Origin of the sequence: Streptomyces sp. NPDC005752, assembly GCF_040630715.1 — a bacterium.
Lineage (GTDB): Bacteria > Actinomycetota > Actinomycetes > Streptomycetales > Streptomycetaceae > Streptomyces.
In genome coordinates, this window is sequence record NZ_JBEXYB010000001.1 from 50,937 (window position 1) to 75,993 (window position 25,057).

Annotated in this window: 24 protein-coding genes and 1 pseudogene; 13 read left to right on the top strand and 12 right to left on the bottom strand. The window is 71.4% G+C overall.

All coding sequences use genetic code 11. The annotated features are described in order from the left end of the window. The first annotated feature begins 7 nt into the window (after positions 1 to 7). Complete coding sequence (locus tag ABZ441_RS00260; protein WP_358966091.1) at positions 8 to 1,531, top strand: glycoside hydrolase family 3 protein; 1,524 nt, start codon at positions 8 to 10, stop codon at positions 1,529 to 1,531. 66 nt (positions 1,532 to 1,597) lie between these two features. On the opposite strand, the gene nagB is transcribed toward ABZ441_RS00260, so the two are convergent. Continuing rightward, positions 1,598 to 2,383, bottom strand: a complete 786-nt coding sequence (nagB, locus tag ABZ441_RS00265) for a glucosamine-6-phosphate deaminase (RefSeq protein ID WP_358966094.1) — start codon at positions 2,381 to 2,383, stop codon at positions 1,598 to 1,600. 526 nt (positions 2,384 to 2,909) lie between these two features. On the opposite strand from nagB, the gene ABZ441_RS00270 reads away from it, so the two are divergent. Further along, positions 2,910 to 4,376, top strand: a complete 1,467-nt coding sequence (locus tag ABZ441_RS00270; RefSeq protein WP_358966096.1) for a PAS domain-containing sensor histidine kinase — start codon at positions 2,910 to 2,912, stop codon at positions 4,374 to 4,376. A gap of 186 nt (positions 4,377 to 4,562) precedes the next feature. On the opposite strand, the gene ABZ441_RS00275 is transcribed toward ABZ441_RS00270, so the two are convergent. Together ABZ441_RS00275 and ABZ441_RS00280 are read right to left on the bottom strand one after the other, a co-directional pair. Continuing rightward, the gene (locus ABZ441_RS00275) at positions 4,563 to 4,820 is read right to left on the bottom strand and encodes a WhiB family transcriptional regulator (RefSeq protein ID WP_003953983.1); all 258 of its coding nucleotides are present in this window, start codon (positions 4,818 to 4,820) and stop codon (positions 4,563 to 4,565) included. A gap of 320 nt (positions 4,821 to 5,140) precedes the next feature. Next, complete coding sequence (locus ABZ441_RS00280; protein WP_358966098.1) at positions 5,141 to 6,109, bottom strand: diacylglycerol kinase family protein; 969 nt, start codon at positions 6,107 to 6,109, stop codon at positions 5,141 to 5,143. 151 nt (positions 6,110 to 6,260) lie between these two features. Between ABZ441_RS00280 and ABZ441_RS00285 the strand changes: the two genes are divergently transcribed. Then, the gene (locus ABZ441_RS00285) at positions 6,261 to 6,710 is read left to right on the top strand and encodes a hypothetical protein (RefSeq protein ID WP_358966100.1); all 450 of its coding nucleotides are present in this window, start codon (positions 6,261 to 6,263) and stop codon (positions 6,708 to 6,710) included. A 30-nt stretch (positions 6,711 to 6,740) separates the two neighbouring features. Here ABZ441_RS00285 and ABZ441_RS00290 read toward each other — a convergent pair whose 3' ends face one another. From ABZ441_RS00290 to ABZ441_RS00300, 3 genes are all read right to left on the bottom strand, one after another. Then, on the bottom strand, positions 6,741 to 7,676 hold the full coding sequence (locus tag ABZ441_RS00290) for an RNA polymerase sigma factor SigF (RefSeq protein ID WP_358966747.1): 936 nt from the start codon (positions 7,674 to 7,676) through the stop codon (positions 6,741 to 6,743). A 23-nt stretch (positions 7,677 to 7,699) separates the two neighbouring features. Then, complete coding sequence (locus ABZ441_RS00295; protein ID WP_014154139.1) at positions 7,700 to 8,113, bottom strand: anti-sigma regulatory factor; 414 nt, start codon at positions 8,111 to 8,113, stop codon at positions 7,700 to 7,702. A gap of 230 nt (positions 8,114 to 8,343) precedes the next feature. Beyond that, complete coding sequence (locus tag ABZ441_RS00300; protein WP_358966103.1) at positions 8,344 to 8,604, bottom strand: UBP-type zinc finger domain-containing protein; 261 nt, start codon at positions 8,602 to 8,604, stop codon at positions 8,344 to 8,346. A gap of 35 nt (positions 8,605 to 8,639) precedes the next feature. Between ABZ441_RS00300 and ABZ441_RS00305 the strand changes: the two genes are divergently transcribed. Beyond that, positions 8,640 to 10,241: a Na+/H+ antiporter gene (locus ABZ441_RS00305; protein ID WP_358966105.1), complete on the top strand. Its 1,602-nt coding sequence runs from the start codon at positions 8,640 to 8,642 to the stop codon at positions 10,239 to 10,241. Here ABZ441_RS00305 and ABZ441_RS00310 read toward each other — a convergent pair. From ABZ441_RS00310 to ABZ441_RS00320, 3 genes and pseudogenes are all read right to left on the bottom strand, one after another. After that, positions 10,217 to 11,149: a pyridoxal-phosphate dependent enzyme gene (locus ABZ441_RS00310; protein ID WP_358966108.1), complete on the bottom strand. Its 933-nt coding sequence runs from the start codon at positions 11,147 to 11,149 to the stop codon at positions 10,217 to 10,219. The genes ABZ441_RS00305 and ABZ441_RS00310 overlap by 25 nt on opposite strands. 29 nt (positions 11,150 to 11,178) lie before the next feature. Continuing rightward, on the bottom strand, positions 11,179 to 11,769 hold the full coding sequence (locus ABZ441_RS00315; protein WP_358966111.1) for an N-acetylmuramoyl-L-alanine amidase: 591 nt from the start codon (positions 11,767 to 11,769) through the stop codon (positions 11,179 to 11,181). 169 nt (positions 11,770 to 11,938) lie between these two features. After that, positions 11,939 to 12,415: pseudogene (locus tag ABZ441_RS00320) on the bottom strand (hemin transporter); the annotation flags it as partial. 122 nt (positions 12,416 to 12,537) lie between these two features. Between ABZ441_RS00320 and ABZ441_RS00325 the strand changes: the two are divergent. Further along, positions 12,538 to 13,926 carry an FAD-linked oxidase C-terminal domain-containing protein gene (locus ABZ441_RS00325; RefSeq protein WP_358966114.1) on the top strand — a complete coding sequence of 463 codons (1,389 nt, stop codon included), beginning with the start codon at positions 12,538 to 12,540 and terminating at the stop codon, positions 13,924 to 13,926. An 8-nt stretch (positions 13,927 to 13,934) separates the two neighbouring features. On the opposite strand, the gene ABZ441_RS00330 is transcribed toward ABZ441_RS00325, so the two are convergent. Further along, positions 13,935 to 14,945: a questin oxidase family protein gene (locus tag ABZ441_RS00330; protein WP_358966117.1), complete on the bottom strand. Its 1,011-nt coding sequence runs from the start codon at positions 14,943 to 14,945 to the stop codon at positions 13,935 to 13,937. A gap of 260 nt (positions 14,946 to 15,205) precedes the next feature. Between ABZ441_RS00330 and ABZ441_RS00335 the strand changes: the two genes are divergently transcribed. The 3 genes from ABZ441_RS00335 (at position 15,206) to ABZ441_RS00345 (ending at position 18,782) form a co-directional block, all read left to right on the top strand. Next, positions 15,206 to 16,609, top strand: coding sequence for a family 2B encapsulin nanocompartment shell protein (locus ABZ441_RS00335; RefSeq protein ID WP_358966119.1), 1,404 nt, complete (start codon positions 15,206 to 15,208; stop codon positions 16,607 to 16,609). Positions 16,610 to 16,707: 98 nt separating this feature from the next. Next, the gene (locus ABZ441_RS00340; RefSeq protein ID WP_358966122.1) at positions 16,708 to 17,751 is read left to right on the top strand and encodes a family 2 encapsulin nanocompartment cargo protein polyprenyl transferase; all 1,044 of its coding nucleotides are present in this window, start codon (positions 16,708 to 16,710) and stop codon (positions 17,749 to 17,751) included. Between the two features lie 365 nt (positions 17,752 to 18,116). Beyond that, a complete protein-coding gene (locus ABZ441_RS00345; RefSeq protein ID WP_358966125.1) occupies positions 18,117 to 18,782 on the top strand; it encodes a DUF6304 family protein in 666 nt (221 codons plus the stop codon). Positions 18,783 to 18,909: 127 nt separating this feature from the next. Here ABZ441_RS00345 and snpA read toward each other — a convergent pair whose 3' ends face one another. Continuing rightward, a complete protein-coding gene (gene snpA, locus ABZ441_RS00350; RefSeq protein WP_358966128.1) occupies positions 18,910 to 19,587 on the bottom strand; it encodes a snapalysin in 678 nt (225 codons plus the stop codon). Positions 19,588 to 19,843: 256 nt separating this feature from the next. Between snpA and ABZ441_RS00355 the strand changes: the two genes are divergently transcribed. The 5 genes from ABZ441_RS00355 to ABZ441_RS00375 all read left to right on the top strand — a co-directional run bounded on the left by ABZ441_RS00355 (position 19,844) and on the right by ABZ441_RS00375 (position 24,386). Next, complete coding sequence (locus ABZ441_RS00355; RefSeq protein ID WP_358966131.1) at positions 19,844 to 20,797, top strand: LysR family transcriptional regulator; 954 nt, start codon at positions 19,844 to 19,846, stop codon at positions 20,795 to 20,797. A gap of 72 nt (positions 20,798 to 20,869) precedes the next feature. Further along, positions 20,870 to 21,874, top strand: coding sequence for an NAD-dependent epimerase/dehydratase family protein (locus tag ABZ441_RS00360; protein ID WP_358966134.1), 1,005 nt, complete (start codon positions 20,870 to 20,872; stop codon positions 21,872 to 21,874). A 9-nt stretch (positions 21,875 to 21,883) separates the two neighbouring features. Further along, entirely contained in the window at positions 21,884 to 22,237 is a 354-nt protein-coding gene (locus ABZ441_RS00365; protein ID WP_358966137.1) for a DUF952 domain-containing protein, read from the top strand. Then, positions 22,234 to 23,115 (top strand): NAD(P)H-binding protein, encoded by an 882-nt coding sequence (locus ABZ441_RS00370; RefSeq protein ID WP_358966139.1) that lies wholly within the window; start codon positions 22,234 to 22,236, stop codon positions 23,113 to 23,115. Before ABZ441_RS00365 ends, ABZ441_RS00370 begins: the two co-directional genes overlap by 4 nt. 248 nt (positions 23,116 to 23,363) lie before the next feature. Next, positions 23,364 to 24,386 carry a peptidoglycan-binding protein gene (locus ABZ441_RS00375; RefSeq protein WP_358966142.1) on the top strand — a complete coding sequence of 341 codons (1,023 nt, stop codon included), beginning with the start codon at positions 23,364 to 23,366 and terminating at the stop codon, positions 24,384 to 24,386. 145 nt (positions 24,387 to 24,531) lie between these two features. Here the strand turns inward: ABZ441_RS00375 and sodN are convergent, their stop codons facing one another. Continuing rightward, positions 24,532 to 24,927 carry a superoxide dismutase, Ni gene (sodN, locus tag ABZ441_RS00380; protein ID WP_014154121.1) on the bottom strand — a complete coding sequence of 132 codons (396 nt, stop codon included), beginning with the start codon at positions 24,925 to 24,927 and terminating at the stop codon, positions 24,532 to 24,534. Positions 24,928 to 25,057 lie beyond the last annotated feature (130 nt).

Consider the following 25,057-nt stretch of genomic DNA (forward strand, 5'->3'; position numbering starts at 1 on the left):
CAGCCCCATGACCACCTTCGTCTCCACCACGGACACCGTCACCCGCGACGCGCTCGCCGTCCTCCAGCCGGGCTTCACCGGCACGAGCGCCCCGGACTGGCTCCTGCGCAGGGTCGGCGAAGGCCTGGCCTCCGTCGGACTGTTCGGCCGCAACATCCGGTCGCCCGAGCAGCTCGCCGAACTCACCGCCCGGCTGCGGGCCGAACGGGACGACGTACTCGTCGCGATCGACGAGGAGGGCGGCGACGTCACCAGGCTCGAGGTCCGCAACGGCTCGTCCTTCCCGGGCAACTTCGCTCTGGGTGCCGTCGACGACGTGGACCTCACCAGGGCCGTCGCCCAGGAGCTCGGCCGCCGGCTCGCAGAGTGCGGGGTCAACCTCAACTGGGCCCCGTCCGCGGACGTCAACTCCAACCCGGACAACCCGGTCATCGGCGTACGCTCGTTCGGCGCCGAGACCGGGCTCGTCGCCCGGCACACCGCCGCCTACGTCGAGGGCCTCCAGGCCGCCGGTGTCGCCGCCTGCACCAAGCACTTCCCCGGGCACGGCGACACGGCGGTGGACTCCCACCACTCGCTGCCCCGCATCGACGTGGACCTGGACACCCTGCACAAGCGTGAGCTGGTGCCTTTCCGCGCGGCCATCGCGGCGGGTTCCAAATCAGTGATGAGCGCCCATATCCTGCTTCCCGCACTCGACCCGACGCGGCCGGCGACCCTGAGCCCGCAGATCCTCACCGGTCTGCTGCGCGGGGAACTCGGCTACGACGGGTTGATCGTCACCGACGGCATGGAGATGGACGCCATCGCCGGTACGTACGGCATCGAGCGCGGATCGGTCCTCGCCATCGCCGCGGGTGCCGACGCCATCTGCGTCGGCGGCGGCCTGGCCGACGAGGACACCGTGCTGCGGTTGCGCGACGCGCTGGTGGCGGCGGTGCGCGGCGGTGAACTGCCCGAGGAGCGGCTGGCCGACGCCGCCGCACGTGTGCGGGCCCTCGCGTCCTGGACGCAGAGGGTCAGGGGGGCTGCCTCGGAGCCGGGCGCGGACATGCAGGAGGGGACCGCGCCCGGCGCCGGAGCCGGCGTCGGGCTGGTCGCGGCCCGACGGGCCGTGACGGTCACGGGCACCGCCGAGCCGCTGCGGGAGCCCGCGTACGTCGCCGCGTTCACCCCGGTCGCCAACATCGCGGTCGGCGACGAGACGCCGTGGGGCGTAGCGGCAGAGCTGGCCCGGACGCTGCCGGGCACCGAGACGGGCACCTACGGCAGCGGGACCGCGTCACCGGCCGGCGAGGTGCTGAGGGCTGCGGGGGAGCGGCGGATCGTCGCCGTCGTCCGCGACGTCCACCGGCACGCGTGGATGAGCGAGGCGCTGGACGCCCTGGTGGCCGCGCGTCCCGACACGGTCGTGGTCGAGATGGGTCTGCCCGTGGCGCCGCCCCGGGGCGCGCTGCACATCGCCACGCACGGCGCGGCACGGGTGTGCGGGGTCGCGGCCGCGGAGGCGATCACGGGCATGGTCTCCTGAGAGGCCCGGGACGCGTGAGGGCCGGGTCACCGTGCGGGTGACCCGGCCCTCACGCGTCGTGGACTCCTACAGGCCCTGCCACTGCGGCTTCGCCGCGTACGTCGCGCGGAAGTAGTCCGCCAGCTTCAGCTTCGACGCCGCCGCCTCGTCGACCACCACCGTCGCGTGCGGGTGCAGCTGCAGCGCCGACGCCGGCACGACCGAGGCGACGGGGCCCTCGACGGTCAGCGCCACCGCGTCGGCCTTGCCCGCGCCGGTGGCCAGCAGGACAGGGTGGCGGGACTCCAGGATCGTGCCGATGCCCTGGGTGATGACGTGGTGCGGCACCTGCTCGATGTCGTCGTCGAAGAAGCGCGCGTTGTCGACCCGCGTCTGCTCGGTCAGCGTCTTGATGCGGGTACGGGAGGCGAGCGAGGAGCACGGCTCGTTGAAGCCGATGTGTCCGTCGGTGCCGATGCCGAGCAACTGGAGGTCGACGCCGCCCGCCTCGGCGAGCGCCTTGTCGTAGGCGTCGCAGGCCGCCTGCACGTCCGTGGCGCTGCCGTCCGGGCCCATGAAGGACTTCTCGGACAGGCCGAGCGGCTCGATGACCTCGCGCAGCACGACCGAGCGGTACGACTCGGGGTGGCCGGCGGGCAGCCCGACGTACTCGTCGAGCTGGCAGATGCGGGCACGCGATGCGTCCACGGCGCCGGAGCGGACCTTGGCCGTCAGCGCCTGGTAGATGGGCAGCGGGGTCGAGCCGGTGGCAACGCCGAGCAGAGCGTCGGGCTTGCGGCTCAGCAGGGCGGCGATGGCCTCCGCGATGAGTTCGCCGCCTGCCGTGGCGTCCGGGACGATGACAACTTCCACGCTGTGCCTGCCGATCTGGAGAGTGGCGTCATGTGGTATAGACCAATCTTGGACCCCAATCTAGCAGAACGGTGCGGCACGGAGGTGAACCGTCCACGCGTATGCCACTGCTTGTCGCCCTGTCGGCGGACGGTTCCGTCCGCGAGGTGAACGCCCCCGGAAACACCCGCGGGCCGCGGCGCCGGGACGGGACCCTCAGCCCGTCCGGCACCGCAGCCCGGAGCTACCTGGCCGGCGGTGTGCGGTGCCTCCGGCCACTGGAGGCACCGGCGCAGTCAGGGCAGAGAGCGCCGGATACCTCGGTCCGCCCTCCTGTGCGGGGAGAGCGGAGGTCTGTCGCGCAGGGGAGGCATCGTGCCTGTCCTACCCCTACGTGGTGCATTGTGGACTAGACCAATAGCCGGTGTCTATCCGTCGGCGCGGACATTCTCCGGTCCGGGTCCTTCCCTCACAGTGTCACGCATCCACGGGCCGATCGGTTCGGAAGCTCTTCGTCTCCACGGGTACGCTCGCACCTGTGCCCTCCATGAACGACCTTGTCCGCCAGCACACAGCCCTGAGTGACACCGACCTCGAGTGGCTCCATCTGCTGGTCTCGGAGTGGCAGCTGCTCTCCGACCTGTCCTTCGCCGACCTCGTCCTGTGGGTGCCCACCCGCGACGGGACCCGCTACGTGTCCGTGGCCCAGATGCGGCCGAACACCGGTCCCACGTCCTACCAGGACGACATGGTCGGCCACCTCGTGCCCCGCGGCCGCCGGCCGCTGCTGGACGCCGCCCTGGACGAGGGCCGCATCGTGCGTGAAGGCGACCCGGAGTGGCGGGAGGAAGTACCCGTCAGGGTCGAGTCGATCCCCGTACGGAGGGAGGGCCGGATCCTCGGCGTCATCGCCCGGAACACCAACCTCCTCACCGTGCGCACTCCGTCCCGGCTGGAGCTCACCTACCTCCAGTCCGCCTCCGACCTCGCCCAGATGATCGCAGCCGGATCCTTTCCGTTCCCCGGCCAGCAGGTCGACATGGACGCGTCGCCGCGCGTCGGTGACGGGCTGATCCGGCTCGACGCCGACGGCGTCGTGCAGTACGCGAGCCCCAACGGCCTCTCCGCCTACCACCGGCTCGGCCTGGCCTCGGACCTCGTCGGCCACAACCTCGGCGAGACCACCGCGGAACTCGCACCGTCACGCGGGCCGGTGGACGAGGCCCTGGTCAAGGTGGCGAGCGGCTACGCGCCCCGGGAGTTCGAGGTCGAGGGCGCCGGCGGGGTCATCCAGCTGCGCGCCATCCCGCTCAAGCCCAAGGGGGTGCGCATCGGTTCGCTGGTGCTGCTCCGCGACGTCACGGAACTCCGGCGGCGCGAGCGGGAATTGATCACGAAGGACGCCACCATCCGGGAGATCCACCACCGGGTCAAGAACAACCTCCAGACGGTGGCTGCCCTGTTGCGGCTCCAGGCGCGCCGGATGGACTCGGAGCGTGGCCGTGAGGCGCTCAACGAGGCGGTGCGGCGCGTCGGTTCGATCGCCATCGTGCATGAGACGCTGTCCCAGAATCTGGACGAGCGCGTCGAGTTCGACGAGATCGCCGACCGGGTGATCGCGATGGTCGCCGAGATCTCGCCGGGCAAGGTCACGTGCCGCCGCACGGGACGCTTCGGAATCCTCGATGCGGAGGTGGCCACTCCGCTCTCCATGGTGCTCACCGAGGTGCTGCAGAACGCACTGGAGCACGCGTTCACCGTGGCGGAGCAGGGCACGGTGGAGGTGTCCGCGGTGCGCGGCGGCTCTCCGGCCGAGGGCCGGCTGCTGATCACCGTGACGGACGACGGTCGTGGGCTGCCCGAGGGGTTCGACCCCCAGCGCGCGGGCAATCTGGGACTGCAGATCGTGCGGACGCTGGTCGAGGGCGAGCTGGGCGGAACGTTCGGCATGGTTCCGGCGCCGGTGCGCGGCACGCAGGTGGTGCTCGACATCCCGGTGCAGAACGACAAGTAGTCAGGCCGGGCGGCGGTCGCCGCCACACAGCAGTGGGCCCGGACCGTGGTAACGGTCCGGGCCCACTGCGTGGTGCTCACGATGCGATGCGCTTCGGGGGTACTGCGCGCTGCGACTCGAAGGCGGGGCTGTGCGTACGCTCTGTACGCGCCGCCTGGCTGAGGCTCGTCGTGCGGGGGGCGTCGGTCAGGCGCTGGCGTTACGCGCCCGGTTGCGAGCGGCGCGGCGCTTCATTGCGCGGCGCTCGTCCTCGCTGAGGCCACCCCAGACGCCGGAGTCCTGGCCGGACTCGAGCGCCCACTGCAGGCACTGCTCCATGACGGGGCAGCGACGGCAGACGGCCTTGGCTTCCTCGATCTGCAGCAGCGCAGGACCGGTGTTGCCGATGGGGAAGAACAGCTCCGGGTCTTCCTCACGACAAACGGCGTTGTGACGCCAGTCCATGGCTGCTACCTCTCCTTGGTATTACATGCTGATGCTTGTGAATGTGAACGCTTTCACGAATCCCCCCGCGAGCAAAGGTCCTACGCCCAGTTGAGCTGGATGTGGTCCTGTTGTGGTGAGGAGGGGTTCTGGCTCTCAGTGGAGGCCGATGTTGCGGGCCGTCCCGATCGCCAAGTAGAGATTCGCAAACCTCGGCGGCGGATACAACCCCTTCTGGAAAGTTTTTTTTGATTCCTCGGTGTCGACTAGGTCACAGCCGTACTTCTAAGGGGTGGGGGCCAGCCCAAACGTTCGAGTTAAAGGACTTTGGCCGCTTCCACTCACACAATCACACGCAGTGCACGGCGTACGCCTGTGAACGTCACGCTCGTACGCAGTCCCAGGTGGTCACCGTCCATCTGGAAGGGCAGTGGAGCCTTTGAATGCAAGGTGAAGTCGGTGAGGTCGTGCATGGAGACGGCGTGCTTGCCGTGTGGACCCTTCTCGGGGCTCGAGGTGAGCAACTGAGTGGCGTACCGGGTCATGGCGGGGGTGGAGAGACGCCTCAGGCCGAGGATGTCCAGGGCGCTGTCGAAGGAGGCCTTCGGGGAGGCGTATATCGGGCGGTTCCCCAGGTAGGTCCAGGGAGCGGTGTTGCAGATTATCGACAGCGCGAGGTCCGTGACCGGGTCCCGGCCGGGGACGTCGAGGGTGATCTGGCCGTCGCGCCGGTGCGGCTCCTCCACGAACTGCCGGAGCACCTGGCGCACGTACAGCGCGTGGGTGGACCGCTTGCCCCGCTCGCGCTTCTGTTCGACCCGGCCGATGACGCCCGCGTCGAAACCGAGTCCCGCACAGAAGGTGAACCAGCGCCCCGGAACGGCCTCGTCCGCCGTGCCCGGGGTGCCGGCCGCCAGGCCGAGTCCCACCGTGCGCTCGCTGCGGTCGGCCAGGGCGTCCAGGATGGCGCCGGTCGCCTCGACGGCGTCGTTGGGGATGCCCAGAGCGCGGGCGAACACGTTGGTGGAGCCGCCGGGCACCACGGCGAGGCTCGGCAGGTTCTCGGGGTCCGGTCCGTTGTGCAGCAGCCCGTTGACCACTTCGTTGACGGTGCCGTCGCCGCCGAGGGCGACCACCAGGTCCACGTCGTCGGAGTCGGCTGCCCGCCGCCCCAGGTCCCGGGCGTGCCCGCGGTACTCCGTGGTCACGGCCTCGATCTTCATCTCGCTCGCGAGGGCGTGGATCAGTACGTCACGGGTCCGCGCACTGGTAGTGGTGGCAGCTGGGTTGACCACGAGAAGTGCGCGCATGTCCGCCAGAGTACCTACCGCGCGGTACCGCCCGAAGCCGCGATCCCATCGGGTCCACTCCCGATGACACAGCGTGACGGGTCCTCCCCTGGGCGCGGGCGTCCCGGCCCCGGCTTCGCTTCCGGGGGTCCGGGATGCGAATCTGAAAGGCGTGAGCACTCAGCAGAACACGCCCTCCCCGTCGCCCTCGGCCGGCGCGGAGAAGCCGGGCCGGATCGCCGCCCTGGCCGCAGTCAACGCGCTCGAAGGCGCGGCGCTCGTCCTCGGCGGGATCTACATGCTGGCCGTCGGGCTCCTCGGGCGGCCCGACAGCATCCAGCAGGCCGAGATGGGCGGGCTCACGCTGGTGGCACTCGGCCTGATCCCGCTGTTCGCCGCGCGTGGGCTCCTGCTGCGGCGCAGCTGGAGCCGCGGCCCCGCGCTCATCACCCAGCTCATGGCGCTGCCGGTGGCCTGGACGCTTCTGCGGTCCCAGGGCGCACTGATCCCCGCGGGCATCGTCCTCGCCGTGGTCGCCGTGACGGGGCTCGTTTTGGTGCTCAATCCCGCGACCACGCAGGCGCTGGGCATCCGGGGGTCGCGGACGACCCCCGACGCCTGACCCGCCGCGGTCCCTGCTCCCGCCGGCCGGCTACTCCTCGACGAGCAGCCGCTCGCGCAGCTGCGCGAGCGTCCGCGCCAGGAGGCGGGACACGTGCATCTGGGAGATGCCGACCTCCTGAGCGATCTGCGACTGCGTCATGTTGCCGAAGAAGCGCAACAGCAGGATCCGCTTCTCGCGTGGCGGGAGGTCCTCCAGCAGCGGCTTGAGCGACTCGCGGTACTCGACGCCCTCCAGGGCCTCGTCCTCGGAGCCCAGCGTGTCCGCGACCGCCGGGGACTCGTCGTCGGTGTCCGGGACGTCGAGCGAGAGCGTGCTGTAGGCGTTGGCCGACTCCAGTCCCTCCAGGACCTCCTCCTCGGAGATCCCCAGGCGCTCCGCCAGTTCGTGCACGGTGGGGGAGCGGCCGTGCTGCTGGGAGAGTTCGGCGGTGGCCGTGGTCAGCGACAGCCGCAGCTCCTGGAGGCGCCGGGGCACCCGCACCGCCCAGCCCTTGTCCCGGAAGTGGCGCTTGATCTCGCCGACGACCGTGGGGGTCGCATACGTCGAGAACTCGACGCCCCGGTCGGGGTCGAACCGGTCCACCGACTTGATCAGGCCGATCGTGGCGACCTGGGTCAGGTCGTCGAGCGGCTCGCCGCGGTTGCGGAATCTGCGGGCCAGGTGTTCCACGAGCGGCAGGTGCATCCGCACCAGCCGGTTGCGCAGCTCGGCCTTCTCCACCGAGCCGTCGGGAAGCTCCCGGAGCTCGATGAAGAGCGCCCGCGCCCCACTGCGGTCGCGTGGATCGTGGTGCGCGTGCTCGCTCATATGGACCGCCCGCTCCGCCTGCGACTGCTCCAACGCGACCGGACGGCCCTTCGTCCCGTCCGCACCGTCCGCCTCGTCCTCCGGATGCGGCCGGGCCTGCTGTTCCGGGAGGGCTGCCGGGCGCACCGCTTCCGACCGGATCGTCTCGTCACGCACAGGACCGTCCCCGTTCCCGTCGCTCACGCCGGCCCGGGTCCCGCGCCGCGCTGTTTGTACAGGCTGATGCTGACCGTACGGTCGTCGGCGACCGTGGAGTCGACCTTGCCGGCCAGTGCGGAGAGCACCGTCCAGGCGAAGGTGTCGCGCTCAGGGGCGCGGCCGTCCGTCGTGGGTGCCGAGACGGTCACCTCGAGGGAATCCCCGACGAGTCGGAAGACGCAGCTGAGGACGGAGCCCGGCACGGCCTGCTGGAGCAGGATCGCGCAGGCCTCGTCGACCGCGATGCGAAGATCCTCGATCTCGTCGAGAGTGAAGTCCAAGCGCGCTGCGAGGCCGGCCGTGGCCGTACGCAGCACCGACAGGTAGGCACCCGCAGCGGGCAGCCGGACCTCTACGAAGTCCTGGTTCCCGGGCTCGCCTGCGATCTGGGACACCCTCACCTCCAAGGTGGCACACACTCGTTCGAGGCTCCGGGACGAGTGCCCGGGGCCATACGGTCCGTCGTCGGTTCTGTGGTCCGGCGACGCTGTCGCCACCCATGATGCCGTGTCGCCGAGACCGCAACCTTGCGATTACTCATCGTATGCATATGAGTACACACAGTGGCTAGAGGTCTGCGGCGGTCAATTGCGAAGAACCGGCGCCGGTTTGACGTACCCAGGCGTCAGACGATCGAACCGTCCACGAAGCACCAGCGCCAGCTCTCGGCGCAGTCGAAGCTGCGCATCACCGGGTGGCCGGTCGCCTCGAAGTGAGCCGAGGCGTGCTTCAGGGGCGAGGAATCACAGCAGGCGACGCGCCCGCAGACCAGGCAGAGCCGCAGCTGCACGGGATGGGTGCCGGCCACCAGACACTCCGGGCAGGTGTCGCTGAGCGGGGCCGGCTCGGGGCGCGGCAGTTCGGATACGTGGAGGCACTCACTCATGATGGCCACGTTACGTCGGATGTGAGGACAGCGAGATGGACGCATTGCCCCTGGTGGCGCTCGTCGCGGTGAGCGCGGTGGTCGCGGGGGCGGCCCGCCGGACACCGGTGCCCGCGCCGCTGCTCCTGGTCGCGGCCGGACTGCTGGCCTCGTACCTGCCCGGAGTGCCCAGCTACACCCTGGACGCGCACATCGTGCTGCCCCTGCTGCTGCCGCCGTTGCTGTACACGGCGGCGGTCGACAGCTCGTACCTGGATCTGCGGGCCAACCTGCGGCCGGTCGCGCTGCTCTCCGTCGGGTACGTGCTCTTCGCGACGGTCGCGGTGGGCTGGCTCGCCTACCTGCTGGTGCCGGACCTGCCACTCACGGCCGCGCTGGTGCTCGGCGCCGTCATCGCCCCGCCGGACGCCGTCACCGCCGCGGCGATCGCCCGCCGGGTGGGCCTGCCCGCCCGGGTCACCACGATCCTCCAGGGGGAGTCCCTGGTGAACGACGCCACCGCGATCACCGCCTTCAAGGTGGTGCTCGCCGCGGCGGTCGGTGAGGGCATGAGCTGGGGCGAGGGGATCGGCGAGTTCCTGCTGGCGTCGGTCGGCGGAGTCGCTGTCGGCCTGCTGCTGATGGTTCCGCTGCACTGGCTGCGCACCCACCTCAAGGAGGCGCTGCTCCAGAACACCCTGTCGCTGCTGATCCCCTTCGTGGCGTACGCGGCCGCGGAGCGGGTGCACGCCTCCGGGGTGCTCGCCGTGGTCGTCGTCGCGCTCTACCTGGGGCACCGGTCCTGGCAGGTCGACTTCGCGACCCGGCTCCAGGAGGCGGCGGTCTGGAAGATGGTCGCGTTCGTCCTGGAGTCGGCGGTCTTCGCGCTGATCGGGCTGCAGCTGCCGTTCGTCCTGAGGGAGCTGGGCGCCTACAGCGTGATGGACGCCTTCCGGTACGCGGTCCTCGTGTTCGTCGCCGTGGTGGTGGTGCGCTTCGTCTGGGTGTACCCCGCGAGCTACCTGCCGCAGTGGTTCTCCAAGCGCGTCCGGGAACGCGAGGGGCCGATGCCGTGGACGTCTCCCCTGATCGTCGGCTGGGCCGGGATGAGGGGGGTCGTCTCGCTCGCCATCGCCTTCTCCATCCCCATGGTCACGCACGACGGTGAGGACTTCCCCGCGCGCAGCCTGGTGCTGTTCCTGACCTTCACCACCGTCATCGGGACCCTGGTCGTCCAAGGGCTGAGCCTGCCCCTGCTGGTGCGGGTGCTGAAGCTCCCGGGACGCGACGCGCGCACCGAGACGCTGGCCGAGGCACAGGCGCAGAGCGAGGCGTCGGCGGCCGCGGACGAGCGCCTGGACGGGCTGCTGGCCGACCCCGTCAACGCGCTGCCCGATCCCCTGACCCAGCGGCTGCGCACCGTCATGGAGCGCCGCCGCAACGCCGTCTGGGAACGGCTCGGCGCGGCGAACCCGGCCACCGGCGAGTCGGCGGACGACACCTACCGGCGGCTGGCCAGGGAGATGATCGCCGCCGAGCGCGAGGTCTTCGTACGCCTCAGGGACGAGCGGAGGATCGACGACGAGATGCTGCGTGCCCTGCTGCGCCGGCTGGATCTGGAGGAGGCCGCCGCCTACCGGGAGTCGGACGGCGGCTGACCGTCACCTGCCGTCCCGGGCCGTCCGGTCACGACGGCGGTGACCGTGGACCCCGGGGCGAAGGCGCCCTCCCCCGCCAGCACGGTCAGCCCGTACAGGAGTTTCGCCACGTAGAGCCGTTCGACGGGCAGGCCGTGCCGGTCCTCGAAGTCGTCGGCGAAGGCGTGCAGCTCCGGTGTCGTACGTGCGTACCCGCCGAAGTGGAAGCGGTCGTCCAGTGACCACCGCCCGACGGGCGCGCCGAAAGCCTCCCGCTGCAGATCGCGTACCGCCGCTCCCAGGAAGCCGCCGCGCAGGACGGGGACGCCGAGGGCGCGCTGCCGGGGGCCGAGCCCTGCGGCCAGTCCCGCCAGGGTGCCGCCGGTGCCACAGGCGACCGCCACGGTGCCGGACCGGCCGCGCAGTTCGCGGCCGAGCTCTGTGCAGCCCTGTGCGGCGAGCGCGTTGCTGCCGCCCTCCGGGATGACCACGCACTCCCCGAAGAGGCTCAGCAGGCCTTCCAGGACCGAGGGAGAGGTCTTCGCGCGGTAGGTCGCGCGGTCCACGAAGTGCAGTCGCATGCCGTCGGCCGCGCAGCGTGCGAGGGAGGGGTTCAGCGGCCGACGGGCCAGCTCGTCGCCCCGCACGACGCCGACGGTGGGGAAGCCCAGCAGCCGTCCGGCGGCGGCCGTGGCCCGGAGGTGGTTCGAGTAGGCGCCGCCGAAGGTCAGTACGGTGCGGCCCGCGGCGGCCCGGAGATTGGGGGCGAGTTTGCGCCACTTGTTGCCCGGCAGGTCCGGGTGGATCAGGTCGTCCCGCTTGAGCAGCAGCGTCACGCGGTGCCGTGCGAACCGCTCGTCCTCGGCCGGCTGCAGGGGTGAGGGCAGCACCGGCCGCAGCCGGGAGAGACCGAGCGTTTCGTCGTCCATGCGTTCATTGTCTGCGGCCCGGTGCCGCCCTACTTCAGCCGGTCGTGGATCCGGTTGCGCATACCCGTCATGGAGAAGCCGCGCGGATCGACCTTGCCGGGCTGCCACTCCCGGTGTCCGACGACCGAGGGGGCGTCCCAGCCGTGGAAGCGGCAGACCGCCGCGGCCGCCTTCTCGACGGCCTCGAGCTGGACGGCGGGCCAGGGGTCCTTCCCGTCGCCGAGGTTCTCGCACTCGAAGCCGTAGAAGTGACGGTTCCCGTCGGTGTTGGACTCGTTGTCCGAGGGCAGGCGCTTCTCGGCCACCACGGCGCGCAGGACGTCGTCGTCGCCGAGGCCGGCGTGGTTGGCACGGCCGTAGCCGACCAGATGGACCCGTCCGTCCTTGGCGATCACACCGTGGCAGAGCGGCCCCGGCAGCCCCGGGTGCCCGTCCCGGCAGATCTCGACGGTGCGGGCCGTGCCCTTGGTGACGGTGTGGTGCAGCATCACGCCGTGCACCGGCCCCCAGGGGCCTTTGTGGTTGCGGTTGTGCGTACGCCAGTCGCCCACCTGGACGACGGTGAGCCCCTCGTTCTTCAGGGCCTTGAGGAAGTTGCTGGCTGACATGGGTGAGGACATGGCCGACTCCTTGTCTGACGGGGGAGCGTGTCCGTACAGCGCTTCTACCGGAACACCTGGCTCCGGCAAACCTGTTCGGGCGTTGTTTGCGCCCTGTGCGATGTGATCCGGACAGTTCGGTCCTGGCGGTTTCGTCCTCAGGTTGTGCGCGTGCCCCGTGCGGGTGGGCTCAGCCCTGGGCGAGCCAGAGGTCGGGACCGAACACCTCGTAGTGGATGTCGGCCGCCGCGACCCCCTTGTCCAGCAGCTGGGCGCGGACGGCGCGCATGAAGGGGAGCGGACCGCAGAGATGGGCGTGGGTGCCCGGGGCGACCGGAACACCGCTCAGGTCGACCGTGCCGGTGCGCTCCGCGGGGTGGCCGGGCTCCGGGTTCTCGTACCAGAAGTGGGCGACGGCGCCGGGAATCTTGCCGGTGAGCGCCGCGTGGTGCGTGCGCAGCGCGTGGTCGGCGGGCGACCGGTCGCCGTGGACCACGACGACGGGGGATCGGCGCTCCTTCTCCGACAGGTGCTCCAGCATCGACAGGATCGGAGTACAGCCGATCCCGGCCGAGGCGAGGAGCAACGGGACGTCGGAGCCGTCGAGAACCAGGTCGCCGTACGGTGGGGAGACGTGCAGCCGGTCGCCTGGGGGCAGTCGCGCGTGCGGCTGCGCGGAGAGATGCAACTTAGACCCCTGGTCCTGTGCGTGAGGGGGCGCGCCATCATGGGGGTGCGGTCCCGTGACGGACGCGGGGTGCGCGAGAGCAGGAGAGGTGGTCACCGGCCGTGCCGAAGCCGAACGCAGCCGACGGGATACCGGCGAGCAGGGTCGTCACCGACCCGGAAAGCCTGGGCCGTTACGCGCGCGACGAGGCGGAGTGGGCCCCGGCGGGCCTGCCCCTCGCCGTCGTACGGCCCCAGGACACCGATGAGGTGCGCGCCGTCGTCGCGTACTGCGTCGAACACCGGATCCCGGTGATCCCGCGCGGCGCGGGCACGGGCCTTTCGGGCGGAGCGAACGCGGTGGACGGTGCCGTCGTCCTCTCCTTCGAGGACATGAACCGGATTCTGCGCGTCGACCCGGTGGAACGCCTCGCCGTCGTCCAACCGGGCGTCGTCAACGACGACCTGCGCGCCGCGTGCGCCGCGCAGGGCCTCTGGTACCCGCCGGATCCGGCGAGCTCTCCCTGGTCCACCATCGGCGGCAACGCCGCCACCAACGCCGGCGGCATGTGCTGCGTCAAGTACGGCGTCACCCGGGACTACGTGCTCGGGCTCGAGGTCGTCAACGGCCTCGGCGAGGTCGTGCGGGTGGGCCGGCAGACCGCGAAGGGGGTCGCCGGGTACGACCTGTGCGGTCTGTTCGTCGGCTCCGAGGGCACGCTCGGCGTGATCACCGAGATCACCGTGAAGCTGCGCGGCGCGCGGCCGGCCGAGCGCACGGTCGCCGGTTTCTTCGACTCGGTCGTCGCGGCCGGTGACGCGGTGCGCCGGGTGACGGCCGCGGGAGTCGTGCCTTCGGCGCTCGAACTCCTCGACCGGCACTGCCTGCGGGCCGTCGACGAGTGGAAGAACATGGGCCTGTCGGCGGACGCGGACGCGATCCTGCTCGGCCGCGTGGACACCCCGGGAGCCGCGGGCGACGCCGAGGCCGAGGCCATGAGGGCCTGTTTCGCCGAGGCCGGGGCCGCCTGGGCCGAGGTCTCCACCGACCAGGCGGAGGCGGACGCCCTGTTCCAGGCCCGCCGGCTCGCCTATCCGGCCCTGGAACGACTGGGGCCGGTGCTCACCGAGGACGTGGTCGTGCCGCGGTCCCGGGTGCCGCAGATGCTGGCGCGTATCGAGGAGATCGGGGGCGAACACGACGTCCTCATCGCCAACATCGCCCACGCAGGCGACGGCAACCTCCACCCCCTGATCATCACCGAACCCGGTGACGACGCGGCCAGGGCCCGCGCCCAGCTCGCCTTCGAGGACATCCTCGACGCGGCGATCTCCTTCGGCGGCACGGTCACCGGTGAACACGGCGTGGGCCTGCTGAAGATGGGCGGCATGGACCGCGAGATCGGTCCCGCCAACCTCGCCATGCAGCGAGCGGTGAAGGCGGCCCTGGACCCCCACGGCATCCTCAACCCGGGCAAGGTCGTCGTTTCGGGAGCACCGCTGGCGTACTGAGCGGCCCTCTATCGCATGGGTTCACCGAGCTCGACGGCACGCAGGGCCGCCGCGAGCGACTGCTCGTCGCCGAAATCCACGGCTGTGTCGGTCAGCTTGATGACGTGCTCGTCGCCATGGGCCAGAGCGCGTTCCACGACCTCTTCGGGCGTGATCCGGCCAGGCGGTGCGTAGGCCACCGGGGCGTCCGGCGCGTACATGGCGGTCACCGCCGCGGACGCGGTCCAGGCGGCCCGGAGGCTCGGTACCCACAGGGCCTCGGGCAGCGCGGGGAGGGTCCGCAGGACTGCGTTGGGGGCCGTGGCAGCGTGGACCAGCATCGTCTCGTCGCCGTGGCCGTGGGTGGCGTACCGGTGGGTGGCCGCCCGGACCAGTTCGGTGAGCCGGTGGCGCGCCCCGGCCGGGTCCGTCACCCCGGCGGCCCACACCGGCAGGCTCCTGACCCGGCCGAGCCGGTCGGGGAAGCCGCCCTCCCGTTCGACGACCGGCGCCACCGCGGCGAGGGCCGCCGCGGCACTGTCGGCGCCGGGCGTGGGGGCGAGGCCGGTGACGGGGTGGTGACGGGCCGCCCAGTATCCGAGGCCGTGGGCCAGTTCGGTCCGACGCGGCCCGGTCTCCTCGCCCGCCAGGAGTGTGCGCACGGCGTGGCCCACGCGGATCACCGGATGCGTCGATCCGCCGTACATACCGGGCAGGAGGCGGGGCCACCACAGCGTGAGCACCTCCCGCCAGGGGTGCTCGGCGAGCTCCCGGCCGAAGTAGCCGATCCAGTCGGCGGCGCGGCGCGGGTCGCCGAGCGCGGACCGCCAGTCGGCGTCCGTGACCGGCTCCACGCGGGCGGGGAACTCCTCCAGCTTCGACGCGTAGAGGTCGAGCCAGCGGTGCACGGCAGCCGACTGACCGTTGGCCGCGAGGGCTTCGACGGCCATCGGTGCGTGATTGGTGAGCCGTCCGAGCCGCTCGGGACCCGAGGTGTGCAGCCGCTGAAGAGCCTCGTCGAGCGTGCCTGTCGTATCCACGGCAGGAACGCTAGGTGCCTGTGCGCTGCGCGGTAACGGGCGTAGGTCCCGGATGTGAGCGGGCTGAAGTCGTAGGACCTGGGCCGTGGTTGCCGTACGTCCGTCACATCCGGGCCCCCCGGGCCGTATACGGGCGTCCAGGCGTGGGCAACGTTCCCGTCCCGGGCCCGAATAGTCACACTCTTTTGTGTAATAGCGTGCCGTGTCCTCAACTGCAAGTCTTCTTCTCGCAGGTCAGTCCATGATCGAGAGGATGTCGGATGTCCGTTGGTGAAGAGGTTCGCGACACGCAGCCGCCGCAGCAGAGTCTCGGCACAGCGGCTGCGCGGAACCTCGCGACGACCACCAAGTCCGCCCCGCAGATGCAGGAGATCACCTCGCGGTGGCTGCTGCGCATGCTGCCGTGGGTGCAGGTGCAGGGCGGCACCTACAGGGTGAACCGCCGGCTGAGCTATTCGGTCGGGGACGGCAGGGTGACTTTCGTCCAGACCGGCGACCGGGTCACGGTCATCCCCGCCGAACTCGGTGAACTTCCCGCCCTGCGCGATTTCGGTGACGAGGAGGTACTGGCCGAACTGGCGCGCAGGTGTGAACAGCGCGACGTCGCGGCCGGAGAGGTGCTCGCCGCGTCGGGGGAGGCGGCGGACCGGGTCCATCTGCTGGCCCACGGCAAGGTCGAGAAGATCGGGGCCGGCCCGTACGGCGACGAGACGGTGCTCGGAGTCCTCGCCGACGGCGCCTACTTCGGCGACCACGTCCTGCTCGACGGCGACGCGACCTGGGAGTACACGGCCCGTGCGGTGACCGCCTGCACGCTCCTGACCTTGCGCCGGTCCGACGTGCTCAACCTCGCCGCCCGTGCGGACTCGCTGCGCGACCATCTCGCCGGGCTGCTCGCCATTCCGCACCAGCGCACCAACAGGTACGGCGAGGCGGAGATCGACCTGTCGGCGGGACATGTGGGGGAGAGCGTCGTCCCGCACACCTTCGTCGACTACGAGTCGGCGCCCCGCGAGTACGAACTGAGCGTCGCCCAGACCGTGCTGAAGGTCCACAGCAGGGTGGCCGACCTCTACAACCAGCCGATGAACCAGACCGAGCAGCAGTTGCGGCTCACGGTCGAGGCGCTGCGTGAGCGCCAGGAGCAGGAGCTCATCAACAACCGGGAGTTCGGGCTGCTCAACAACTGCGACTACGGGCAGCGGATCCAGCCGCACGAAGGGGCGCCCGGCCCCGACGACATGGACGAACTCCTGTCGCGACGGCGCGGGTCGAAGCTGTTCCTCGCCCATCCGCGCGCCATCGCCGCATTCGGACGGGAGTGCAACAAGCGGGGCCTGGTGCCGGAGAGCGTCGAGGTCGGGGGGCACCACGTGCCCGCTTGGCGGGGGGTGCCGATCTTCCCGTGCAACAAGATCCCGGTCACGGATGCCCGCACCACATCGATCATCTGCATGAGGACCGGCGAGGCCGACCAGGGCGTCGTCGGGCTCCAGCAGAGCGGTATCCCGGACGAGATCGAGCCGAGTCTCTCTGTCCGCTTCATGGGCATCGACGAGCAGGCGATCATCTCGTACCTCGTGACGGCCTACTACTCCGCCGCGGTCCTCGTGCCGGACGCCCTCGGTGTCCTGGAGAACGTGGAGGTGAGCCGCTGGCGGTGACGCTCGCCGGGGTCCGGGCGGCAGCCGCCCGGACCCCGTCAGGCCGAGGCCGCGACCAAGGCGCCCCCTGGGCGCCCGGGAAGGAGTGACCCGTGACCATGACCAGTACCGATGCCGCGATGGAGGGGCACAAAGCCGACGTGCTCCTGGAACACACCCGCAACGCCGTCGACCCGCATCTGCGAGCAGCCGTCGAAACGCTGCCCGGTGCGATACGCCGGGTCGCCATGTACCACTTCGGCTGGCAGCACGCCGACGGTACGCCCGCCGCCGGCCGGGCCGGCAAGGCCATCAGGCCCGCGCTCGTCCTGGCCGCCGCGCGTGCACTGGGAGGGGATGCCGAGGCGGCGATGCGGGCGGCCGTCGCGGTGGAGCTCGCGCACAACTTCACCCTGCTCCACGACGACGTCATCGACGAGGACACCACCCGGCGGCACCGGCCCACGGCCTGGGCCGTGTTCGGTGTGCCGGACGCCGTCATCACGGGTGACGCCATGCTCGCCCTCGCCCTGCGGCTGCTGGCGGACGACCCGCACCCGGCGTCCGGACAGGCCGTGGTGCGGCTCTCGACCTGCGTGGTCGAACTCTGTGCGGGACAGCAGGCCGACTGCGCCCTGGAGGAGAGGGGCCCCGAGGACGTCACGCTGGACGAGTGCTTGGCCATGGCCATGGCCAAGACGGGCGCTCTTCTGGGCTGTGCCTGCGCACTCGGGGCGCTCTACGCCGGAGCGGGGGAACGGGCGGTCGACGCCATGGACGGCTTCGGCCGGGAGGCGGGTCTCGCCTTCCAGCTCATCGACGACCTGATCGGCATCTGGGGGGACACGGCCCGCACGGGTAAACCGGTCGGGTCGGACCTGACCGCCCACAAGAAGTCCCTGCCGGTGGTCGCGGCGCTCACCTCGGACGCCCCGGCCGCCGCCGAACTCGCCGCGCTCTACCGGGGTGCCATGAACACACCGGCGGAGGTCCGGAGCGCCGCCGACGCGGTCGACCGGGCGGGCGGCCGGGACTGGGCCCAGATCGCCGCTGCGGACCGGATGGCCCGTGCCGTCCATCACCTGTCCCGTGCGGTGCCCGCACCGGCGGGTGCGGGAGACCTGCTGGCCCTGGCCGAGTTCGTCACCCGCAGAACGCACTGACCGTCCCGTCCGTGACCGGCTCCGAAGACCAACTCCGGGATCCCGTGGACCGGTCGGGCCGACCGGTCCACGGGACGAAGAGAGCGGGCCGGTCAGGGGCGTACGCGTCCGGCAGGCGGCGGCGGAGCGAGGAACTCCCGCCCTTCCGGAGGAGGGCGGCACGCGCAGCCGCGGTCTCTGCGAGCGGCTCGGTCCCACCTCCGCAGGGCAGGCCGTCGACCTTCCCGGTGGCCCCTCGACATGGCCCCCCGATGTGGCCCATCCGGCGCGAACCCCGCGCCGGATGAGGGGGATCGGACTCCGGGGGCGCGGAAGGGGGAGGGTGCCACGGGCCGGTCCCGAGGCACGGACTACAGTCCCTGCTCATGACAGATGAGTCGTGGGCAGGCTGGTACCGGGACCGTCACGGTTCCGAGGCCGTCATTCTCACCACGGACGGACAGCAGCTCCGTATCCGCATCCGGGGCACGGACTTCGAGGGCGAGAGTTTCGACGGTCTGGGCCCCGTGACGGGAACACCCCAGGAAGGGCTGTTCGACCTGGTGGACGGCGTGCTCGACGACTGCGTGCTGGAGTGGGACCTCCCGCTCCCGGTCCTCGTGTCCGGGACGGTCCGTCAGGCCACGCTCAGCTGCCTGCTGTCCCTGCGCAGGGCGGACCCGGACCTGTATCTCGCACTCCATCTGGACGGGGCGGTGTACGAGTCGAACCGCGCCGAGGGGGACTTCGCCGCGGCACTGGCGACGGTCCAGCGGATCCTGCCGCCGGACATGCATCTGCAGACGTGCATAGCCTGCGCCTTCTCCGACTACTTCCCTGCCCCGGCCCGCGGTCTGTCCGGCGGGCTCGCCTGCTTCCGCGGCGCGAAGGACGCGTACCGCGATGCGGCGGGCGGGAACGATGTCGTGGGCCTCTGGGACCGGCGCACCGGATTCGTCCAGGAGATATGGAGCTGCCGGGAGTTCGAACCCCGCCCAGCGCACGGAGCCGGCACGGGTCATCGGGGCGCCTTCCCGCTCGAACTCGCCTGAGCCCTGCCCCGGCGCCCCTGACCTGCCTGGGCTGCGCCCCGTGACCTGTCGGGGGACGCGCCCGTGGGGCCGCCCCGCTCACGCGGAACGGCCCCTGCGCCGGGTGGTGCCGGTGCTGTCTTGCTTGTCAGGACGTGGTGCGGGCGAGAGCCGACGCGAGGCCGTTCTGCCAGAGGCTGTTCACCTGTGAGCGCTCGGCCGCGTTCGGAGAGGCGTTCGTGCAGGACGTACCGGGCCCACCACCCGACATGAGCTCGCTGCACGGACCGGTGTAGTGGTCCGGCAGCCCCAGCACGTGCCCGGTCTCGTGGGCGGTGACCCGGGTCGAGTTGTACTGCTGGTTCTGCGCGTAGTCGAGGAAGATGTAGCCGCTGCCGTGCCCGTTCGTGCTCGCGTACGAACCCCGGGAGTCGTTGCCCTCGCGGTAGGTGAAGTCGGGGTTGGACCCCTCCTGCAGCTTGACGTTGCTGACCGAGCTGTTCCAGATGCTGGTGCTGCTGGCTATCTGGCTGCGGAAGCTGGGGGCGTTGGTGGTGCTGTAGACCACGGTGACGGCTGCGGCGCCCGGCTTCGCGGCCCGCTTCTCGGCGACCGACTTCATGACGGCGTCGAAGAACGCCTTGTTCGCGGCGGCGTTCTCGCTCGAACCTGCGTACGCGGCGTAACCGGCCTGCACCGAGGTCACGGTGGCCGTGGACGCGGGGGCCGGGGCGGCGGCGACTGCGGGGGTGGTGCCCAGCGCGGCGGCGAGGGCGAGTCCGAGACCGGCAACGGCCGACACGACGGCTGTCCTGGGGTGTCTCATGGGGGGTGTCTCCTACCTGTCCGATGGACCCCGTCCGGAAGGCGGACGGGGAACGGGTGGGGGGTACGGAGAGAGTGTCGGGGCAGCCGGGCCCGCAGCGGATGATGTCAACCGGCGATAACACCGCCCTATCGCCCGGACAGGAAGCACACAGGATCAGCACGTGCCGGTCGCCCCGACACCCCCTGAATCGCGCCGGTTGGTGGGGGTTGGGGCATCTGGTGCTCGGCGTACGAACAGTCATACGCTCGCTGTCATGGAGCTCGAGGTGAGACACCTCAGGGCGCTCTGCGCCATCGCCGACACGGGCAGCCTTCACCAGGCCGCACGGCGGCTGGGCGTCAGCCAGCCCTCCTTGACGACGCAGCTCCAGCGGATCGAGAAGACCATGGGCGCGGAGTTGTTCCGCCGGGGGAGGACGGGTTGCCTGCCGACGCTCCTGGGGCGTGCCGTCCTCAGCCGCGCCCGTCCTCTGGTGGACGGCATGACCGCCCTGGTCGGCGCCGCGACGGCGGAGGCCGAGGCCGCCCGGGCCGGTGGACCCTGCCTGCGGATCGGCTCCACCGCGAGCCGAGTGATCGGCGGCTGGCTGCGCGGACTGCGGGTGAGACTGCCCGGCACGGACATCTCGCTCCGTGTCGACGTGTCGGCCCGGGCGCTGCTGGGCGCGGTGGCGGCCGGCCGGCTGGACGTTGCCTTCGTGCACGAGGTGGAAGGGTGTCCGCTCACCGTTCCGGACGGACTGAGCCAGCGCGTACTCGTGGAACGCGAACCCCAGTTCATCTCGCTGGCCCGGGACCATCCGGCGGCCGGAAGGCCGGTCGTGGACCTCGACGACCTGGCGGGAGACCGGTGGATGGTCGACCCCTCGGTGGACGGTGAGTGGGACGGGGTGCGGCGGGTCCTCGGCGCCGCGGGTCTCGATCCGCCCGTCCTGCACGGCGACTACCTCACGGCGGCCTCCCTCGTCGTGCTCGGCGAGGCGGTCGCGCCCTGCCAGCCGACCTCGGGCCCCCGTGACGACATGGCGATCCGCCCTCTGCGCGGCGACCCGCTGGCGGTGCGGCTGTTGCTGGTCTCCCGGCCGGGCGCGGACACGGACGCCGTGTACGAGGAGCTGGAGGCGGCCTACCGTGACGCGGCGCGGCGGGCCGAGGAGTACCACCGGTGGCTGCTGCGCCATCGCAGCCCTCTCGCGTACACGTCCTGACCGTAGAGTTCCCCGTTCTGCCGACAGCGAGGTTCTGTTCCCACGGCCTGTTCCGCCGGGCACGATCACCGTATGAAGCTCTTGATGCTCGGCGGTACGGAATTCGTGGGGCGCGCGGTCACCGACGCCGCTCTCTGGCGTGGTTGGGAGGTCACCGTCTTCCACCGGGGCCGCCACGCGGCACCGGCCGGGGTCCGGACGCTGACCGGTGACCGGACGGCGGGTGAGCCGGGGCTCGCGGAACTGGCCGACGGCACCTGGGACCTGGTGGTCGACACATGGAGCGGCGCACCCTCGGCTGTCCGGGACGCGGCCCGGCTCCTGAGGGGCAGGGCGGGGCACTTCAGCTACGTGTCCAGCAGGTCCGTGTACGCCTTCCCCACCCCCGCGGGGCTCCCGGAGGACGGACCCCTGGTGGCCGGGGCCTCCCAGGACGCGGGAGCGGACACCCCCTACGCAGAGGCCAAGCGTGGTGGGGAACTGGCGGCGCTCGACGCCTTCGGCGACCGCGCGCTGCTGGCCCGGGCCGGGCTGATCCTCGGCCCCGGGGAGAACATCGGCCGTCTGCCGTGGTGGCTGAACCGGACGGCGAGGGGCGGACCCGTCATCGCGCCGGGGCCGGCGGACGCCGGGCTGCAGTACATCGACGCGCGTGACCTGGCGGACTGGCTCCTCGACGCCGCGTCGAACGGCCTGTCCGGCGCGTACAACACCGTGAGCCGCCCGGGGCACACGACCATGGGCGAGCTCCTGGACGCCTGCGTCCGTGTGACCGGTTCCCGCGCCCAACTGCGCTGGACCGAACCCGAGGTGCTCCTCTCCGCAGGTGTCGAGCCGTGGACGGACCTGCCGGTCTGGCTGCCCGCCGGAGAGCTCTACGACACCCTGCACATGGGTGACGTAGCCAAGGCGCACGCAGCCGGTCTGCGCTGCAGACCGGTCGGCGAAACCGTCGCCGACACCTGGGCCTGGCTGCGCGAGCGGGGAGGGGCCGCCCCGCAGCGGCCGGACCGGCCCCCGGTCGGTCTCGACGCGCAGACCGAGGCGAAGCTGCTCGGCGCGCCCGACAGGCCTTAGCGTGGCCCGATGACCGAACAGTTGCTGCACCTCACGGAAGAGCCCCTGTGGGAGGCCGCCCGCAGGGCGGGGACGTACGAGATGTCCACCCGTGGCCGCACCCTGCGGGAGGAGGGATTCATCCACTGCTCGCTGCCCCGTCAGCTTCCGTCTGTGGCCCGGGCGTTGTACGGGTCCGACGCCGCCGGCCTGGTGGTCCTGGTCATCGACCCCGGCCGTCTCCCGGCACCCGTCCGGTACGAAGCCATGGAGTCCGGTGGCGAGGAGTTCCCTCACATCTACGGGCCGCTGCCGACGAGCGCGGTCGTCGAAGTGCGCCCCTGGGACGGGCACATGGCACAGGAGGACGGTGAGGCGGGATGATCAGCCCTCTTGTAGCGGTGACGGGCGCCGGCGGGGCGGTCGGCGGCCGGGTGGCCGCACGGCTGGCCCGGACCGGCGTGCCCGTGCGACTTCTGGGCCGGAACCCTTCCCGGCTGCCCGAACTGCCGGGCGCGACCGTCGGGCCCCCCGCCCCGTACGGCGACGGTGAGGCGATGCGACGCGCGCTCGACGGGGCGCACACCATGTTCCTCGTCTCGGCGCACGAGAGCCCCGACCGGGTGCGCGAGCACATCACGGCGGTGGACGCGGCCGTCGCGGCGGGCGTCGAACGGATCGTGTACGTGTCCTTCCTCGGCGCCGCCCCGGAAGCGACGTTCACCTTCGCACGCGACCACTGGCACACCGAGGCGCACCTGCGGATGGTGGACGTGCGCCACACCTTCCTGCGCGACAGCTGGTACCTGGCGGGACTTCCCGCGATGACGGGCGCCGACGGCGTGCTGCGCGGGCCGGGCGGCGACGGGCGGGTCTCCGCCGTGGCGCACGAGGACATCGCCGACGCGGCGTCAGCCGTCCTGCTGGAGGAGGGGAGCGGTCACGACGGTATGACGTACGACCTCACGGGGCCCGAGGCGTTCACCCTCGCGGAGGCGGCCGAGGAGCTGAGCCGCCGCACCGGCCGCACCATCCGCTACGTCCCCGAGACCCGGGAGCAGGCCTACGCGTCCCGCGCCCACCACGGCGCCCAGGACTGGGAGGTGGCTGGCTGGGTCACGTCGTACGAGGCCATCGCGGCGGGGGAGCTGGCAGTGGTCTCGAACGCCGTACCCGCCCTCACGGGTCACCCGGCCAAGAGCCTGGCCGACTACCTGCGGGAGAACCCGGACAGCTACCGCCACCTTCTTCCGGGATCCTGACCGGGCCTGACCGGACCGGCCCGTACCGGCCCCGGCCGACGCGCCCGGGCCCACACGGGCCCATACACAGGGCCCTGACGGGGCCTGCGTTTGGGCCCATTCGCGGGCCCCTGGACCTATGGCCGGATCGGCGCCTCTTCCCTAGTGTCTATGCGGGTAGATAGTGGCGTGCCCATTACAAATGCACGTCCTGGGGCATGCCCGACTCCGACGACACGTGCCCGATCAGCAGCCCTGAGGGAGAGAACATGTGCGATTCCTGTGCGACGGCGGCCGAGGCGACCACGCCGGAAGGGGCTGAGCCGCACGGCGGACTTTCCCGTCGCGGCCTGCTTGCCGGGCTGGGACTCGGCCTGGGCATCTCCGCAGCGGGTCCGGCCGCCGGAGCCGCGACGGCTTCCGCGGCCCAGTCGGCTTCCGGGGGCGCCACGCCGACGGCTGCGGCGGCTTCGGCGAAGAACGGCAGATGGTCCAATCCTGCTTTGGGCCGTTTCCCCGGCGGCGGCCACTACGGCGCTCCCCGGGGCGGTGCCGCGCACGCCGGTCAGGACGTATCGAACCCGACAGGCACCGGGGTCTACGCGGCAGCGGCCGGAACGGTCGTCCGCCGCTCGTGGGGAGGCGGCCTCACCGGCCGGACCGGTAACGCGCTGGTCATCTCGCACGGCGGCGGCCAGTACACCTACTACGGTCACCTCAACGCCTACCGGGTCGCGCTCAACGCCACGGTCGCCGCCGGTCAGCGCATCGCCGACATGGGGGCCACCGGCAATGTGACGGGACCTCACCTGCACTTCGAGACGCATTCGGGTGGGCTCGGCGTCACGGTCAACCCGGTCACCTTCCTGGCTGCCCGGGGTGTGGACCTGGGCGGCGGCTGGCCCAGGATCGACCCCGGCGCGAGCGGCGCGACGGTCGTCGTCATCCAGCACCTCATGACGCAGCGCGGCTACGGGCTGGTCGCCGACGGGCAGTACGGCACGGTGTCTTCCAACGCCGTCAAGCACTTCCAGAGCGCCAAGGGGCTGGTGGCCGACGGTCAGGTGGGCCCGGCGACCTGGCCGCACCTCGTTCACACACTGCGGCAGGGAAGCAGCGGCTCTCATGTCCGGGCGCTGCAGACCGCTTTGAACAGGCGCAGCGCGGGCCTGGTTGTCGACGGCACGTTCGGAACGGTCACGACGACCGCCGTGCGCACCTACCAGGGCGTCAACCGGCTGGTCGTCGACGGCGAGGCGGGCCCGGTGACCTGGCAGGCGCTGGTCGGCTGACACCGGTCCGGTGAACCCGGCTCAGCCGTGAAAGCAGACCGCACCCGGTCCTCGACGGACGCCGTTCTCGGCGGCCTGCGGACCGGGTGCGGACCGGTAGGTCATATGACCAGCGAGATCGCGGGTCAGACGGCCTAGCCGGAGATCAAGCCTTCTTGGTCTCCCAGAAGATCGTGTCGATCTGGGCGATCAGGTCCAGAGCCTTCTGGCCCGTGGCCGGGTCGTTCGAACCCTTGGCCGCGGAGAGCGCCTTCAGGGTGTCGTTGACCAGCTGGTGCAGCTCCGGGTACTTCTCGAAGTGCGGGGGCTTGAAGTAGTCGCTCCAGAGCACCGAGACGTGGTGCTTCGCGAGCTCGGCGCGCTGCTCCTTGATCAGAACGGCGCGCGTGCGGAAGTCCGCGTCCTCATTGGCCTGGTACTTCTCCTGGACGGCCTTGACGGACTCCGCCTCGATGCGGGCCTGGGCCGGGTCGTACACGCCGCAGGGCAGGTCGCAGTGGGCGCTGACCTTCACCTTGGGGGCAAACAGGCGGGAAAGCATGGAGCTGTCCTTCCTCGTGATCGTCTTCTCAGGTGGGACATTACTCCGTGGGAGGCCCCTTTCAGCGGCTGCCCCCTGGGGCTTAGGCCAAAAGTCCGGGGTGAGGATGGGACCGTCGGCCGAAAATACG

Coding starts and splice junctions, on each gene's coding strand:
- ABZ441_RS00260 (WP_358966091.1), top strand. CDS start 8: ATGACCACCTTCGTCTCCACCACGGACACCGTCACCCGCGACGCGCTC.
- ABZ441_RS00270 (WP_358966096.1), top strand. CDS start 2,910: ATGAACGACCTTGTCCGCCAGCACACAGCCCTGAGTGACACCGACCTC.
- ABZ441_RS00275 (WP_003953983.1), bottom strand. CDS start 4,820: ATGGACTGGCGTCACAACGCCGTTTGTCGTGAGGAAGACCCGGAGCTG.
- ABZ441_RS00280 (WP_358966098.1), bottom strand. CDS start 6,109: ATGCGCGCACTTCTCGTGGTCAACCCAGCTGCCACCACTACCAGTGCG.
- ABZ441_RS00300 (WP_358966103.1), bottom strand. CDS start 8,604: ATGAGTGAGTGCCTCCACGTATCCGAACTGCCGCGCCCCGAGCCGGCC.
- ABZ441_RS00305 (WP_358966105.1), top strand. CDS start 8,640: ATGGACGCATTGCCCCTGGTGGCGCTCGTCGCGGTGAGCGCGGTGGTC.
- ABZ441_RS00310 (WP_358966108.1), bottom strand. CDS start 11,149: ATGGACGACGAAACGCTCGGTCTCTCCCGGCTGCGGCCGGTGCTGCCC.
- ABZ441_RS00315 (WP_358966111.1), bottom strand. CDS start 11,769: ATGTCCTCACCCATGTCAGCCAGCAACTTCCTCAAGGCCCTGAAGAAC.
- ABZ441_RS00335 (WP_358966119.1), top strand. CDS start 15,206: ATGTCCGTTGGTGAAGAGGTTCGCGACACGCAGCCGCCGCAGCAGAGT.
- ABZ441_RS00340 (WP_358966122.1), top strand. CDS start 16,708: ATGACCAGTACCGATGCCGCGATGGAGGGGCACAAAGCCGACGTGCTC.
- ABZ441_RS00345 (WP_358966125.1), top strand. CDS start 18,117: ATGACAGATGAGTCGTGGGCAGGCTGGTACCGGGACCGTCACGGTTCC.
- snpA (WP_358966128.1), bottom strand. CDS start 19,587: ATGAGACACCCCAGGACAGCCGTCGTGTCGGCCGTTGCCGGTCTCGGA.
- ABZ441_RS00355 (WP_358966131.1), top strand. CDS start 19,844: ATGGAGCTCGAGGTGAGACACCTCAGGGCGCTCTGCGCCATCGCCGAC.
- ABZ441_RS00360 (WP_358966134.1), top strand. CDS start 20,870: ATGAAGCTCTTGATGCTCGGCGGTACGGAATTCGTGGGGCGCGCGGTC.
- ABZ441_RS00365 (WP_358966137.1), top strand. CDS start 21,884: ATGACCGAACAGTTGCTGCACCTCACGGAAGAGCCCCTGTGGGAGGCC.
- ABZ441_RS00370 (WP_358966139.1), top strand. CDS start 22,234: ATGATCAGCCCTCTTGTAGCGGTGACGGGCGCCGGCGGGGCGGTCGGC.
- ABZ441_RS00375 (WP_358966142.1), top strand. CDS start 23,364: ATGTGCGATTCCTGTGCGACGGCGGCCGAGGCGACCACGCCGGAAGGG.
- sodN (WP_014154121.1), bottom strand. CDS start 24,927: ATGCTTTCCCGCCTGTTTGCCCCCAAGGTGAAGGTCAGCGCCCACTGC.